10 protein-coding genes and 1 pseudogene are annotated in these 13,996 nt (G+C 39.0%); 2 read left to right on the forward strand and 9 right to left on the reverse strand.

Annotated elements, in window-relative coordinates; translation table 11 throughout:
• Positions 1 to 12 precede the first annotated feature (12 nt).
• From NSQ52_RS16950 to tagD, 5 genes and pseudogenes are all read right to left on the reverse strand, one after another.
• Entirely contained in the window at positions 13 to 1,302 is a 1,290-nt protein-coding gene (locus NSQ52_RS16950; protein ID WP_144679124.1) for a glycosyltransferase, read from the reverse strand.
• A complete protein-coding gene (locus NSQ52_RS16955) occupies positions 1,299 to 2,513 on the reverse strand; it encodes a glycosyltransferase family 4 protein (RefSeq protein ID WP_144679123.1) in 1,215 nt (404 codons plus the stop codon). Before NSQ52_RS16955 ends, NSQ52_RS16950 begins: the two co-directional genes overlap by 4 nt.
• Positions 2,514 to 2,799: 286 nt before the next feature.
• A pseudogene (locus NSQ52_RS16960) lies at positions 2,800 to 3,924 on the reverse strand (CDP-glycerol glycerophosphotransferase family protein); the annotation flags it as partial.
• Between the two features lie 99 nt (positions 3,925 to 4,023).
• Positions 4,024 to 5,493, reverse strand: coding sequence for an alpha-glucosyltransferase N-terminal domain-containing protein (locus NSQ52_RS16965; RefSeq protein ID WP_342467621.1), 1,470 nt, complete (start codon positions 5,491 to 5,493; stop codon positions 4,024 to 4,026).
• A 95-nt stretch (positions 5,494 to 5,588) separates the two neighbouring features.
• Positions 5,589 to 5,978, reverse strand: coding sequence for a glycerol-3-phosphate cytidylyltransferase (gene tagD / locus NSQ52_RS16970; RefSeq protein WP_008343212.1), 390 nt, complete (start codon positions 5,976 to 5,978; stop codon positions 5,589 to 5,591).
• 370 nt (positions 5,979 to 6,348) lie between these two features.
• On the opposite strand from tagD, the gene NSQ52_RS16975 reads away from it, so the two are divergent.
• Both NSQ52_RS16975 and NSQ52_RS16980 read left to right on the forward strand, forming a co-directional pair.
• A complete protein-coding gene (locus tag NSQ52_RS16975) occupies positions 6,349 to 7,119 on the forward strand; it encodes a WecB/TagA/CpsF family glycosyltransferase (RefSeq protein ID WP_024719265.1) in 771 nt (256 codons plus the stop codon).
• Positions 7,120 to 7,130: 11 nt separating this feature from the next.
• Positions 7,131 to 8,318 carry a CDP-glycerol glycerophosphotransferase family protein gene (locus NSQ52_RS16980; protein ID WP_342473634.1) on the forward strand — a complete coding sequence of 396 codons (1,188 nt, stop codon included), beginning with the start codon at positions 7,131 to 7,133 and terminating at the stop codon, positions 8,316 to 8,318.
• 17 nt (positions 8,319 to 8,335) lie between these two features.
• Here the strand turns inward: NSQ52_RS16980 and NSQ52_RS16985 are convergent, their stop codons facing one another.
• From NSQ52_RS16985 to NSQ52_RS17000, 4 genes are all read right to left on the reverse strand, one after another.
• The gene (locus tag NSQ52_RS16985) at positions 8,336 to 10,966 is read right to left on the reverse strand and encodes an N-acetylglucosaminidase (RefSeq protein ID WP_216895248.1); all 2,631 of its coding nucleotides are present in this window, start codon (positions 10,964 to 10,966) and stop codon (positions 8,336 to 8,338) included.
• A 124-nt stretch (positions 10,967 to 11,090) separates the two neighbouring features.
• Complete coding sequence (gene manA, locus NSQ52_RS16990; protein ID WP_041507862.1) at positions 11,091 to 12,041, reverse strand: mannose-6-phosphate isomerase, class I; 951 nt, start codon at positions 12,039 to 12,041, stop codon at positions 11,091 to 11,093.
• Between the two features lie 147 nt (positions 12,042 to 12,188).
• Entirely contained in the window at positions 12,189 to 13,010 is an 822-nt protein-coding gene (locus tag NSQ52_RS16995) for a carbohydrate ABC transporter permease (RefSeq protein WP_058337004.1), read from the reverse strand.
• Positions 13,007 to 13,978 (reverse strand): sugar ABC transporter permease, encoded by a 972-nt coding sequence (locus NSQ52_RS17000; RefSeq protein ID WP_024719268.1) that lies wholly within the window; start codon positions 13,976 to 13,978, stop codon positions 13,007 to 13,009. The genes NSQ52_RS16995 and NSQ52_RS17000 overlap by 4 nt, the downstream gene beginning before the upstream one ends.
• Between the last annotated feature and the right edge of the window lie 18 nt (positions 13,979 to 13,996).

Raw genomic sequence — 13,996 nt, forward strand, 5'->3', positions numbered from 1 at the left:
TTTTTACTCTCCTTATGATTGAATTTGTCCATAAACATTTAAAAGTGATTTTTTTTCTTGTTCCCAATTGTATTTAAGCCTTGCCTGCTGACAATTCTGACTGTACTGACGACGCAATTCAGGATTTAAAACTAACTTGTTTACACCCGCTGCGATTGAAATCGGATCGTGAGAGTCAACGACTACTCCAATATTTTCACTGGAAACAACTTTCTTAATTTCTGGAAAATCACATGAAATGACAGGCACACCCGCCATAATATATTCAAATAGTTTATTTGAAGAGGCTGAATAATGGTTGAAGCACACATTATTCAATACCTGAAAACCTAAATAAGCATTTTTTGTATACCTAGGGAGATCTTCCAAAGGCACCTTTGGTAAAAATTTCACTCGATCAGTGAGCTTCATGTCTTCCGTTAATTGCATGAGGCTTTCTTTAATTCGGCCATCTCCAATAAAGACGAGGATGCCTTCTTCAAAATTAGGTGCTGCCTTAACTAAATTTTCTAAACCTCTACCAGTTTGAATTCCACCTTGATACAACAGGATCTTTTCATCCTTGGAAATGTTTAAAATCTCATGCAAATCTATTTTCTCTATCTCTTTTTTTTGATCGAACGGATAGTTATGGACAACTTTTGGGTAAAAACCATAGAGGTCTTCGTTGTATTTGGCTCTCGTGTGATTTTCGACTATCATTTGATCAACAAACTTTAAAAGGAAAGATTCCATCTTCCCATATAGTTTGCTATCATACCCAGTCCTGCTTGTTTGAACTTCATGTGAATCATAGATGAGTTTTTTTCTGTTAAAAAGTTTAAACTTTGCACAAATAACACCCTGTGGTAAAGTATTTAAATCATTAGAATGATAGATATCATAATTTTTATTCCATCCTTTTACAATCATTCTTAAAAAGATACTAGATCTAATGATTAATGTTCTCACCTTTTTAAGAAGTAAGGATGAAAATAGGATTGTGAAGGCGATTGTTATAATTGGTAAATAAAAAACACCCGCAGCCCACACTAGTAATAGAAGAAGTAGAAGATACTTTTTCTTCTTTAGCAAAGTCAGCATAGACTGAAATAAAACTAACCATCGAGGGTACCTTTTAACTCGGTGGACACGAAATCTTTCATTGATTTCCTCATATGTCTTTAATCCAGGCATTGATGGATCGTGGATACAAATTAGATCGACATCAGATCCGTCTTCTGACAATGCTGTACATTCTCTCAAAACTCTGGCATCGTTGGTAAAGTGGTTCCATACAAACATACATATATTTTTTTTCATGCTTCATTAACCTTTTTTATAGTATTTTTTATTACATTATCTAAAATCATAATATTATTATCCCATAAAAAATTCTTTTCAATAAAGTTCTCGCAATTTGTTTTCATTTCTTGAACCAACTCCGGATGATGATACAAGCGTAAAATAAGAGAAACCATTTCGTCACTCGTTTTTGTTTTAGCTACTAAACCTACATTTTCTTGCTCAATTAAATTTTTTGAATATCCAGAAAGTGAAGCCACTACAGGTAACTGGCAACTCAAGTAATCTATAATACGTCCTGGCAAAACCGTTTCAAAGATGACTGAACGATTAAGCGTTGCTATACCAATATCACAATTTGCCATCATTTTGAGACACTCTTTTCTTGATAATGGATCAATAAATTCAACGTGTTTCAATTCTTTTTCAATGATATATCTCTCTAATTCTTTCTTATTGACTCCATAACCTAGGATCATAAATCTGATATGATAATCCTTTAAACTCGTAACAATATCACGAAAGACATGCACATCTTGAGCAAGACCTAAATTTCCTGCGAACACTACTTTAAACTCTTTCCTCGTGTTTTTTACTGAAATTTCTGGCAGTTCTTCACGCCTTGCAGAGTTTGGTATGAACGTTAATTTAGCTTCTTGCTCCTGTAAATGCTTTTGAAAACCTTGGCTGTTAATGATAATATGATCTGATTTTGAATAGACAAATTTTTCTGCAAGTTTAAAAAAACCGATGATCATGGGATTTTTGAATATCCCCACTCCTTTTAAAGAGTCTGGCCACAAGTCTCTTATGTCTAAAATCATTTTTGTCTTATATCTAAATTTAGCAATAATTCCAGCAAAGGCAACAAAAATCGGGGGAGTTGTAACATAAATTAGATCATATTTATTTTTATCCTTAAAAATAAATATGATCATCCTAAGCATTATTTCTAGATAATAGAAAAGTCTATTCAAAAAGTTAAAAGCATATTTTTTGTTTTTTACTTTCACTCTTATAAATCTTTCATTCTGACTATTTAATTCTTCTTCGTCCCAAAGGTCATGAGAATCATAGAAATTTTTTTCTGGATAAGTTGGATCCGTTGTTAAAACTTTCACATCGTATCCTTTTCTGTGCAGCATCAAAAATATATTCTTGAGTCTATTACCAGCGCTACCTATTTCAGGGTAGAAATTTTGAGAAATTAATAAAATCCTTTTTGACAATCAAATCCCCTGCACTTTCAATTGACAATCGATATTGGTAAACACAACATATTTAAACAATTTTTTAACTATAACAACAATTATAGGTTTATGCTTCCTTAAAAACAACATCTTTTTGATTCTAAAGACTTTAAATCTTTTAATTTTCAACAAATTTCGCTAAAAAAGTTTTATTTTTTTAGAGAGATTTTGTCATTTACAGGCTTAAAGATCTAAAACTAAAGTTATAAAAAGGGCATAAATCCGGTAAACATACATTGAAAGTATGTTACCTGATTTATGCCCTTCATCTTTTTTCCTTATTCAGAATGGTCTCTACGACTCGCTTAGATGACTCCCCGTTCTCTAAGTAACAGAATTTCTCATAAAACGGTTCAAATGACGGTGGTAATGTAAAGGTCGATTTCTCTGTCTCTCTTATCCAGTCAATTACACTTACTGTTTCTTTCACAAGCGGACCAGGTGCTTCTTGTTCAAAGTCAAAATAGAACCCTCTTAGTTTGTCGCGATACGTTTCGATGTCTGGAACATAGAACAGCATTGGACGCCTAAGGTTTGCATAATCAAAGAACACGGAAGAGTAATCTGTCAAGAGTAGGTCAGAAATCATATAAAGGTCTCGAATGTCTTCGTAATGGGAGAAGTCATAAGCAAAGCCTTCATATGGTCCGAGATCAAAGTTTTCCGCTACTAAATAGTGCATACGAAGGATGATGATATATTCTTCTCCGATAGATGACCTCAACTCATGCAGATCAAGATCCAATTCAAATTTGTACTTTCCAATTGTATAATATTGATCGTCTCTCCAAGTCGGTGCATAGAGGATGATTTTTTTATCAAGAGGCAGGTTCATCTTTTGCTTCAGCGCTCTTATCGTTCCTTCATTATTCTGATTGTACAGAAAATCATTTCTTGGATACCCTGATTCAATCATGGTCTGTTGAAATTGGAACGCACGTGTAAAGATCTCAGTCGAGTATGCATTAGGAGATATAAGACAATCCCATTTCGATGCTTCTTTCGTGAAATTCTTTTTATATTTCTTCGTGTTTGCTCCAGGAATATGAACTTCGTCCATATCCACAGCCAGTCGTTTTAAAGGCGTCCCGTGCCATGTTTGCAAGTAAGTTGTGTGGCCTGGTTTTGGAATCCATAGCGGCAAACGGCTGTTTACAACCCAATACTCGGCTCTTGCCATTGCAAGAATCCATTTAAACGACAGACGATGAATATAATAGATGCCCTTTTCTTTAAACGGTGCTTCGTACCCTTTTTTTACGCTCCAAATTAACGTATAGTCAGGGTGGTTTTCTTTCATATACTCATAAATACCACGCGGGTTGCAGCTGAATTGTTTTCCATTAAAGCTTTCAAAAATAACCGTTTTCTTTTTTGGCTGCAGTTTACTGACACCCAAAAACAAGAGTTTAAAAACGATGATATATAAAATTGTAACGATTTTTTTCATTTTCATTCACATGCTTTCACAAAGAATACAGTTCGTTCTTTAATTGATCTTCCAAGAATAGTAACCATTTTTCGTTTGGTAAGACCACCCATCTATTGACGAAGGTTTGTTGGTGAGCAGTTCTTCTTCCACTTCTAAACGCTGTAGTACCTCTTGACGATGTGTTTTTGACTTGCTTCGGATGTAAAAATCGACATGTTTCGTTTGATTGAGTTCGATCTGTTTCTTTGTTTGAAAATGACCAATCGGGAAAATCACTTGTTGATTTTCGTTGATGGTTTGAGAAATAATTTCAGCACCATTGACTCGATCAAATCCTGCAAAATCTATTTCTACCTGATCCGCGATGTTCATTTCGCCTTCCATCTCAAGCTGCAGATGAAGGACATGATGCTCAGAGCTTACATCACGCAACATCCATCTTGTATGTTCCACGACACTTCTTAGTTCTTCTTTAAGTACTCGATTATCAAGCATATTCTGAAGAGCTGCTCCCCAAGAAGTACCATCATCCTGTGGCAATAGATAAAAGGAAGGTTGTTCCCCTAAAACGTTTTCGACATCTTCCTTATGTTTCGGATGACAAAAGAAAATAGCATCTACTTGCTGCTTCCTGATTTGTTTAAATAGTTCTTCATAATGAGTGTGCAATTGACGGGGATTTTCCTCGTAGTGTGCGTCATGCACAAAAGCAGCATAAAATACTGAATCGGATTTTTCCATTTTAAACAGATCGTGATCTATCTCTCGATCTTCTGCAATCATCAATTTCATGCGTTCATTTTTAGTTTGAATATCAGATAGCCATTGCTGTACGATATCGGATTTTTTCACAAATGTGGTGATGCCTGTCTTCTTGTACCAATTAATATGCCTTACTGTATTCTTCTTGGCACTTCCAGAATATATGGTTTCCATGTAGATACTTCTATCATCTCTAATGAATTCTTCCAGAAAAGGGACACCCTTATGCGGAACATAGTGAAGTACTCTTCGTAAAGCGCCATGTATATCGTATTCTTCCCGTTTCATCAATTGCTGTTCTTCATTAAATTGATCTATATACAGAATGGGGGAAGAAGGTAGTTCGTATCTTGTCACTTGAACGGTTGAATTGTCCTCAGATATAACGACTTCATTAATCGATTCCGATACGGTACCTGTAATAAACTCCGAATAAACCCTTTTACTCCCGCTCTCCGGTAAAATATAGTGTTCAAATACATTCAAGATGGAAATTTGAGGGTGGACATTCTTCTCCAGGCTTCGAATATGCCCCTTTACATTTACATCAAAATTCAAAGTTAAGATGGTAGCTCGTTTATTCTTCTCAGCCAATGATTTTAATCTTAAGTTTAATGAATCCGTTAAGGTGTTGTCCTGTTTTGGCACATCCCCCATAATAAAGTAGTAGTCCATGTCAGGAATTTCAACCGATTTCATTGTTTCATTTAGTTCAGGTTGATCCAATGTGTGTTCACCTTTTTTCTTCATCCAATTTTGAAACACAGGAAGCTCTCCTTATAAAAATGATCACTTGCTATTGTATTTTACATGAAAAAGCACTTCTCACCAAAAGATAAGAAGTACTTTTTTTCAATCTATTATAGTCCAGCAATTTCTTCCTTAATTTGTGTTGTCGAAATACCTTCTGTTCTCTTCAAGTAAACGACTTCGCAATGCTCTTTCAAGAAATCAAATTTACCTTCCCAGTCATCCCCCATAACAAACACATCAATGTCATGTTCTTGTACGTCTCGGACTTTTTGATCCCAGCTGTTCTCTGGAATGACTTCATCTACATAACGAATGGTTTCTAAAATCAGCTTGCGATGCTCGTAGCTATGATAAGCCTTTTTTGATTTTTGTAAATTAAACTCATCTGTAGAGATGGCCACTACTAAGTAATCTCCAAGCTGTTTTGCACGCTCTAGCAGCTTGATATGCCCCCAGTGTAATAAATCAAATGTACCGTAAGTAATAACTTTCTTCATTGCAAACATAAACTCCTTTCTTCATCCTTATTCGACTGCTTCAAGCAGTAATGTTTATCCGTAATCCTATTCTCATCGGTCATGTTTTTTCGCTCTTCGGAACCTCATTATATCATAATGCCTAAAAAACGTTAAGAAAATGTAAAGACAAACTATTTCCAATTTAATGGATGAAATAGTGAAACTGCGTCAATACAGTATTTCAACGTTTTTAGAGACTAGTTGTTTATTAAAATGTCATGAAATTAAAAGGATTGTAAAGTTATTGTTAATATTTCATGGAGCAACTGTGATAAAATGATGAGTAGGCGAAGAATGAATTTACAATGAACGTTTCATAGATAACAAAATGAAAAAGGAGGTCTGAACAATGCAAACAGAAGTGGTCTCTAACCTTTCTTATGTAAATGGTGACTTAGATGAATTTATTAGCTATATCAACCAGCATCATATTTCCCAGAGAAGAGGCGCCATGATTGCGACAGTGAACCCAGAGATCGGCTATGCTGTCATGAAGGATGATGCATATCATCAAGTGGTTTCTTCTGCGGATTATGTACTGCCGGATGGTGTAGGCGTTGTGTTGATGTCACGCATGACGCAAAGTCCATTGAAATCAAGAATTGCAGGTTTTGATGTGTTCATGTCTATGCTTGATCTCGCAAACAAGCAATCTAAAAGTATTTTTTTATATGGTGCGAAAAAAGAAGTGCTTGAGGCTGTCAAACAGCGAATTGATACGGAATATCCGAATGTGGTGATTGCAGGCAGCTGTGATGGTTATCAAGCGGATAAACGGTTTGTGGCAAAACAAATTGCTCGTTCAAAGGCAGATATGGTGTTTGTTGCTTTAGGTTATCCGAACCAAGAGAACTTTATTTATGAATACCGTCATTTGTTCCCGCAAGCTGTTTGCATCGGTTTAGGCGGAAGCTTTGATGTATTTAGTGGAACGGTAAAGCGTGCACCACGCTGGATGATTAAAACAAATACGGAATGGCTGTACAGACTCATTGTCAATCCGTGGAGATGGAAACGAATGCTGAATATCCCAAAGTACGCTTTTGCCGTATTAAAAGAAAACAAAGGGAAAAAGCGCTACTATCCTGAGCAAGTAAAAGATCAGACGAAGCAGCTGTGAGAGACTGATACATGATGAATATACGCTCAATGATCATCTCATGCTATGCAGCCTTTGTTTCTTTTGCTGGATGGCTCATGAGCGGCGTGAAACCTCGTGACAATCAGGTGACGCTGCTTGTTTCATTCCAAGAGAATGCAGCTGCTCTCATTGATACTTATCAAAAACAGGCGAATATGACAATGAAGCTCACTGTCCTCTATACGAAGCATGCTTCCGTGATAGAAAAGGACGTGCCTCATGTGTCATTTCGCTATTTTCATGAAAAAAATCCCATCCATCTCATTCAATGTATCTATACGATGCTAAAAAGCAAAGTCGTCGTCACAGATAATTATTTTCTGATGACAAGTGTGCTAAGAAATAGACCTTCTACCACTTGTATTCAAGTGTGGCACGCCAATGGTGCTTTGAAAAAGTTCGGTCTTGAAGATGCTTCAAATCATCACCGTAGTTCTCGTGATCTGCAGCGTTTCAAGCGCGTCTATGCGTCTTTCGATTATATCGTTACTGGCTCAGATCACATGCGCGAGATTTTCAAAACTTCATTTGGCGTCAACGACGATCGTTTTTTGCCAACAGGTGTCCCCTTCACAGATGCGTACTATGATGAGCGCCCTATTTCCTTTCAGACGGATATTTTTCCAAAAGGCAAAAAAGTGCTGCTGTATGCGCCGACCTACCGGGACTTTGCAATGGACGGTCTTGTCTTACCTTTTTCTAAAGAACAATTGCAGAGTGAGCTGAATGGCGACTATATTCTGCTCGTCAAGCTTCATCCTGCGGTGAAACATTTAGCCAAAGCAGAAACAGATGGTGAGTGGATCTTTGATGTATCCGATCAGCCGCTCTTTCCATTGCTCTCTGTATGCGATGTCCTGATTACAGATTATTCGTCCATTGTGTTTGAATATGCGCTGCTCCGAAAGCCTGTTTTGTTCTTCACTTACGATCTAGAGACTTATCGCACAAAACGCGGCTTAGTCGAACGTTATGAAGACATCATTCCAGGAAAGGCTTGCGTCACTCAAGATCTGCTCTTAACGGAGCTTAAGCAGCTAAACGAATCAGCCAATCAAGACTTATTGAAAACCTTTGCTGAGGAATGGAATCAATATTCAAAAGGGAAATCAAGTCAGCAGCTTCTTTCCTTTATTGAACATCAGCTCTTACACAAAAAACGTCCGGCTTCTCATTAAGAAGCACGGACGTTTTTTTATTTGTTATACACGGGGATATCATAATACAGCGTATAGTTATCAAGTAAGTTATACAAACTATACATACGAGTGACCTGTTTAGAAGCCCAGCCAATATCTGTTGCATATTGGTGAGTGGCTGTCGCAGACCAGCGCATTTTGTAAATGGTATCTTGTTTGTACGTGGCATTATTGATGTAGCTGTTGCCAATGAATTTTGCCCCGCCAATAATGGCTGCCTCTGGTGTGAACCATTGCTGTTCATACGCATACTTTGCACCGAGGTAATTCGGGTTACTGTCATATGCACCAATGCCATACATGTTGTACACGATTCTATCATTAAACTTCGTACCGTTCGCTAAAATGGAACTGCCGTTGCCTGTTTCAAGCAATGCATGTGAAATCAGATAGATTTCGTTAATATGATACGTTTTTGCTGCTGTGATAAAGGCTTGTCCTTTTCCGGCAAGAATGCCTTTCCCTGCTAAAATCTTCGTATTCACTTCAGTTGGATTGAGATTTGCAGCTTCAGAGAGTTTGAGAAATTGAAAATAAGATTGAGTGCCCTCCGCGATATTCGCTGGATCTACATATTTTAATACTTCTGCTGAACTCGCATTTCTCCAGCCGAGGCTGATCTTGATCCAGTTGCCTTCTTTTCCAAGCTGCTTCACTTTTGTCCCTTTGTTCAGCTGTGCGACGATGTTGCTAGCCGAACTTGAATCAGGTGTAGAACGTACATTTAGCCCGTCTGTATTCACTGTGGACGTCGCTGGGTCTACATATGTCGCATAGACGTAGGCTGCACCATCTGTCTGCGGCGACACCTTCATTTGTTTGTTTACCATCTCATTGACTGTGAGGTTATAATTCGTCTGCATCACCATTGGACCATTTTTGATTTTGGTCGCAGTGGCTGTCCAGCCGTATTGGCTTTTCACAAAAGCAATGGCCGCATTCGCATTTGGTAACCCTGTAAACTGCTGTGTGATGTTGATTTTATATGCCGGTTTTGTCGTTGTTGTATAAGCAGCTGGTTCATTTCGTTTTTTGAAGAATGTCATGCCTTGGTCTCTTAAGGCAGCAGTCGAAATAACCCCTGTTTTGATCTGATATTGACCATAATCAGTTGCTCCCGTTTTTTGAGCGGCTGCTTTCATTTTTTGTTTGGTTAAATAACTTAAGGCTTGATTCAGCTTTGTCTGATTCACAGTTGCCTCTGTCGTAATACGGTATTGCTTAACAGCTTCTGTTAATGTTTTTGTACTGCTGGCAACTCCATTTTTTTTCATGATCTCTTGTGCCTGCTTCACTTTGCTTTGATCATATACAGGAGCGGTCATTAGGCTGTATGCTTTACTGACGGCTTGTCCCTTGCCTGTTGTGATGCTGCTTGTCACCTTTTGTGCTTTTAAGTATGCAGCACCTTTATTTACTTTTGTCTGATCCGTTGCTTGATTCACGACAAGTCGATACGTGCTATCAGATGCTTTGCCTGTTTTTTTCGTTGTGGCGGATACTTTTTTCTTTTGGAAAAATGCCGTTGCTTTTTTTGCTTGATCATCGCCCAAAAGATTCCCAGTCACTACTTGATATGGCTGTGTAGAGGAGATCTTTTTAGACGTATAGCGCCATTTCTTTTTCTTGAAAAAAGCAACTGTTTTTGCGTAAGTTGTGTCATTTAATTGATTGAGCTTTACGATATAATTTTTCGTTTTCCCTACTCGCTGCACAGTACCTGACGCACCAGCTTGTTTTTTGATCTGAGCCGCCGCTGAGGCTGCTTGCTTACTGTCTTTGAAATAGCCTGATTCCATGCTATATACATTTTTAACAGCTCCAGCCTTCTGAATCTTTCCGCTGATTTTCGCTTCTTTTTGCAGCTGGGTCAGAAGGGTTTGCGCTTTAGACTGATTCGTTTGTGCAGCAGATGTGACGATGTAATAAGGTTTGCCTGCTGCTACCGTTTGGAGTACTGCTTTTAAACCAGATTCCTTTTGAAAACCTTGCAGGATGGTATTTGCCTTACTCTGTCCGACAATATTGCCTGAGATCAGCTGATACACGGTGCCAGCTTTGTTTTCGGTTTGATATGTACTAGTGACTCCGGCCTGTTTTTGTAGTTCGGTTTGAATATTTTTGACTTTCGTTTCAGAATCAATGGCTCCTGAAATGACCTGATAAGATGGTCTGCTTTGATTGATAGCTTCATACGTGCTATTGAGTCCTGATGTTTTCGTCAGCTCGAGCGTCAGTTTTTTCGCCTGACTTTCATCGTTGATTGGATCAGATACGATTTTCTGTAAAGGAAGGCGGTCACCTACTGGAGACACCGTACCGCTCATGCCTAACTCTTTTTTTAATGCAGCGGCACTTGCACTCGCTGCTGCTTGTGAGTCATATCCTGAGGCAGTTAGCTGATAAGTCGATGTATTTCCTGAGGTTTGATACGTGGCTGTCCACTTCTTATCCTTTTTCAACGTGTCAACCGCTTTTTTGACTTCTGCTTCTGTTGTAAATACTTTTGAGGTGCTAATCGTATAAATGGATTGATCGACATAGGAGGCTGCTTGCACTTCTTTGCCCGTGTGTAATGTCATACCAAAGGCAGCTGCGAGTAACATAATCTTGATGGTTTTTTTCACGGTCCCTGTCCCTCTCTTAACTTTGCATAATAGTCTACTAATCTCTTTATCGACAAAAACAAGTCTCTTTCAAGTCCTTTATGCAATAGAAAAATAGAGGACTCCCTCGAAGTCCTCTTTACCTTTATATATGTGACACAATCAGTTCACAAGATCCTTCAATGGTGAAGTTCCCTGTTTCAGCCGGCAGGATAAAATGGGCTCCTTTTGGCAGCGGATATGTATGTCCATTATGCTCTAAGGACCCTTCCCCATTAATAACGCTGCACAGCAAAAACGGATAATCTTGCGATAGCTCTACTTTTTGATCAATTTCCCATTTATACACAGAAAAATATTCTGCTTCTACAAATGTTCTAATGGTCACCCCTGGACGAGTTTCTACTGATTCATCTGCATAACCGTCTACATGAGGAACCGTTGTGACATCAATGGCCTGCGTGAAGTGAAGTTCACGTTCATGGCCATTTTGGTCTTTTCGTTCATAATCATACACCCGATAGGTCGTATCTGAACTTTGCTGCGTTTCAAGAACCAGTGTGCCTTCACATAGCGCATGAATGGTACCGCTTGGCACATAATAAAAATCGCCCGGCTTAATTTTCACTCGCCGCAAAAGGCCTTCCCAATCTCCGCTGTTCATCATGGTCACAAGCTCAGTTCTCGTCCGTGCATTATGACCATAGATCATTTCTGCGCCTTCTTTGCAGTCAATGATATACCAGCACTCTGTTTTCCCAAGCTCACCATTTTCATGTCTTTCCGCATAATCATCATCTGGATGAACTTGAACGGATAAGTCTTGGTTTGCATCTAAAATTTTGGTTAAGAGCGGGAAGCGATCGCCTTCTATTCCCCCAAACAATTCTCTGTGATTGTTCCATAGTTCGATCAGCGTTTTCCCTTTATATGGACCGTCTTGCACGACACTTGGTCCGTTTGGATGAGCAGAAATTGCCCAGCATTCTCCCGTTTGATCAGAAGGAATATCATAGCCAAATTGATCCCTTAAGGCTGTACCTCCCCATATTCTCTCCTTCAATTCAGGCAGTAAAAAAATTGGTGACTGCTTCATTCAGGATGACTCCTCCCTTTGCTACCCTTTGATAATCCTTGCCTAGCATGATGAAAACTAGCAAGTCTCAACTTTTATTATGACGCTATCTAAAGAGAAGTCAATCCTTTCAGTACACCGAATGAAAACGATAACAAGAAAATCAATTCACCCTTTGACAGAGCCTGAAAGAAGCCCTTTCACAAAGTATTTTCCAAGTAGAATATAGACCAAAAGTGTCGGCAGCGCAGCCAAGATGGCACCTGCCATTTGAACATTCCATTGTACAATTTGACTGCCTGATAAATTTTGCAGTGCAACCATGACCGGCTGATTCTCTGCCGTGGTCATAGTAACCGCAAATAGAAACTCATTCCACACATTTGTGAACTGCCAAATGGCAACCACGACAAACCCTGTGATGGAAAGCGGCAAAATCATATGTCTGAAGATCCCGATAAATCCGGCCCCATCCATCTTCGCTGATTCAATCATTTCATCAGGAATGCTCACATAAAAATTGCGGAACATGAGTGTTGTGATTGGCAGGCCATATACGACATGGACAAGTACAAGTCCCGGAATGGAGTTATACAAGCCGATTTCACGTAAAAATTGAATAAGTGGAATGAGGATACTTTGGTATGGAATAAACATACCGAACAACATGAAGGTAAACACCACTTCTGATCCTTTAAAGCGCCATTTAGACAGCACATAGCCATTCATCGCACCTAATACAGCTGACAATAAGGTAGCAGGAATGACTAGATAAAGAGAATTCATTAAATTGGGTGATAACTTTTCAAAAGCGATTTTGTAGCTTGAGAAATCTAGTGTAGATGGGAGCGACCACATTCGCTCAAGGGTAACTTCACCTAATGGCTTTAAGCTTGTGACAAGCATGACATAAACAGGCATGAGAAAAAACAAACTGCACAGTATTAATAAAGCATAAAGAACTGGACGGACAAATCCTCTTGCGGTCATGATGAAGCCCCCTTCCGGCTAGACAGGAGATACGGCACGATAAAGACCGCAACAGAAATCAACATGACGATCGCAATGGCGGCACCACCTGCATAATGGTTTCCTCTAAAGGTCATTTCAAACATATAAACACCTGGCACATCGGTGACAAAGTTTGCACCTGGTCCTGTCATCGAGTAAATCAAATCGAAGATCTTTAAAGAAATATGTGCCATGATAATGACGACGCTCGCTGTGATTGGTTTTAACAGCGGGAAAATGATTTTCCAGTAGATTTGCCACTCGGTTGCGCCATCCATTCTAGCAGCCTCTCTCACTTCCTCTGGAATGCCTCTAAGACCAGCCAAATACATCGCAAGTGAGAACCCTGTCATCTGCCACACAGCAGCGATGACAACTGCAATCATTGCTGCCGGTACACCAAACTCAATTTTTCCCCAGACAAATCCAGCTAAAATGTTCGTATCCGTGTACCACTTGGGCTGGATGCCGAGTGTTTTTAAAAACAGATTCACCCCAGTAGATGGATTTAGGATCCATTGCCACACAACACCTGTGACAACAAAGGAAAGGGCCATCGGAAAGAAAAAGAGATTCCGAAAAAGTGATTCCCCCTTGATCTTCTGGTCTAGTAAAATGGCGAGTACAAGCCCAGAAGCAATGACTGCTCCAATAAAGAATAATGTAAAAAAGACCGTGTTTCGAAGATCTGACTGAAAGCGAAAATCTTGAAACAGCATGACATAATTTTTCATACCTGCGAAAGAAAAATCAGGAACAAGCGAGGTCCAGTTCGATAATGAAACATATCCTGTCCAGCCAATAAATCCGTAAACAAAAATGAATAATAAAACAGCTGACGGTGCTAAAAATAGCAGGGCAAGCAGCTGGTCTCCATTCCATTTTTTCCGAACACGTTTCACTTTTGCTGCTGGTGTTTTTGTGATCGGCGATGTGTCCATGCGCATGAAGCTACACTCCTTTTT

It is taken from the genome of Bacillus sp. FSL W8-1141, assembly GCF_038593205.1.
Classification (GTDB): Bacteria; Bacillota; Bacilli; order Bacillales; family Bacillaceae; genus Bacillus; species Bacillus altitudinis.

Excerpts from the sequence above, each read along its gene's own strand:
- NSQ52_RS16975 (WP_024719265.1), top strand. The coding sequence starts at position 6,349 with ATGCAAACAGAAGTGGTCTCTAACCTTTCTTATGTAAATGGTGACTTA.
- NSQ52_RS16950 (WP_144679124.1), bottom strand. The coding sequence starts at position 1,302 with ATGAAAAAAAATATATGTATGTTTGTATGGAACCACTTTACCAACGAT.
- NSQ52_RS16980 (WP_342473634.1), top strand. The coding sequence starts at position 7,131 with ATGATGAATATACGCTCAATGATCATCTCATGCTATGCAGCCTTTGTT.
- manA (WP_041507862.1), bottom strand. The coding sequence starts at position 12,041 with ATGAAGCAGTCACCAATTTTTTTACTGCCTGAATTGAAGGAGAGAATA.
- NSQ52_RS17000 (WP_024719268.1), bottom strand. The coding sequence starts at position 13,978 with ATGCGCATGGACACATCGCCGATCACAAAAACACCAGCAGCAAAAGTG.
- tagD (WP_008343212.1), bottom strand. The coding sequence starts at position 5,978 with ATGAAGAAAGTTATTACTTACGGTACATTTGATTTATTACACTGGGGG.
- NSQ52_RS16995 (WP_058337004.1), bottom strand. The coding sequence starts at position 13,010 with ATGACCGCAAGAGGATTTGTCCGTCCAGTTCTTTATGCTTTATTAATA.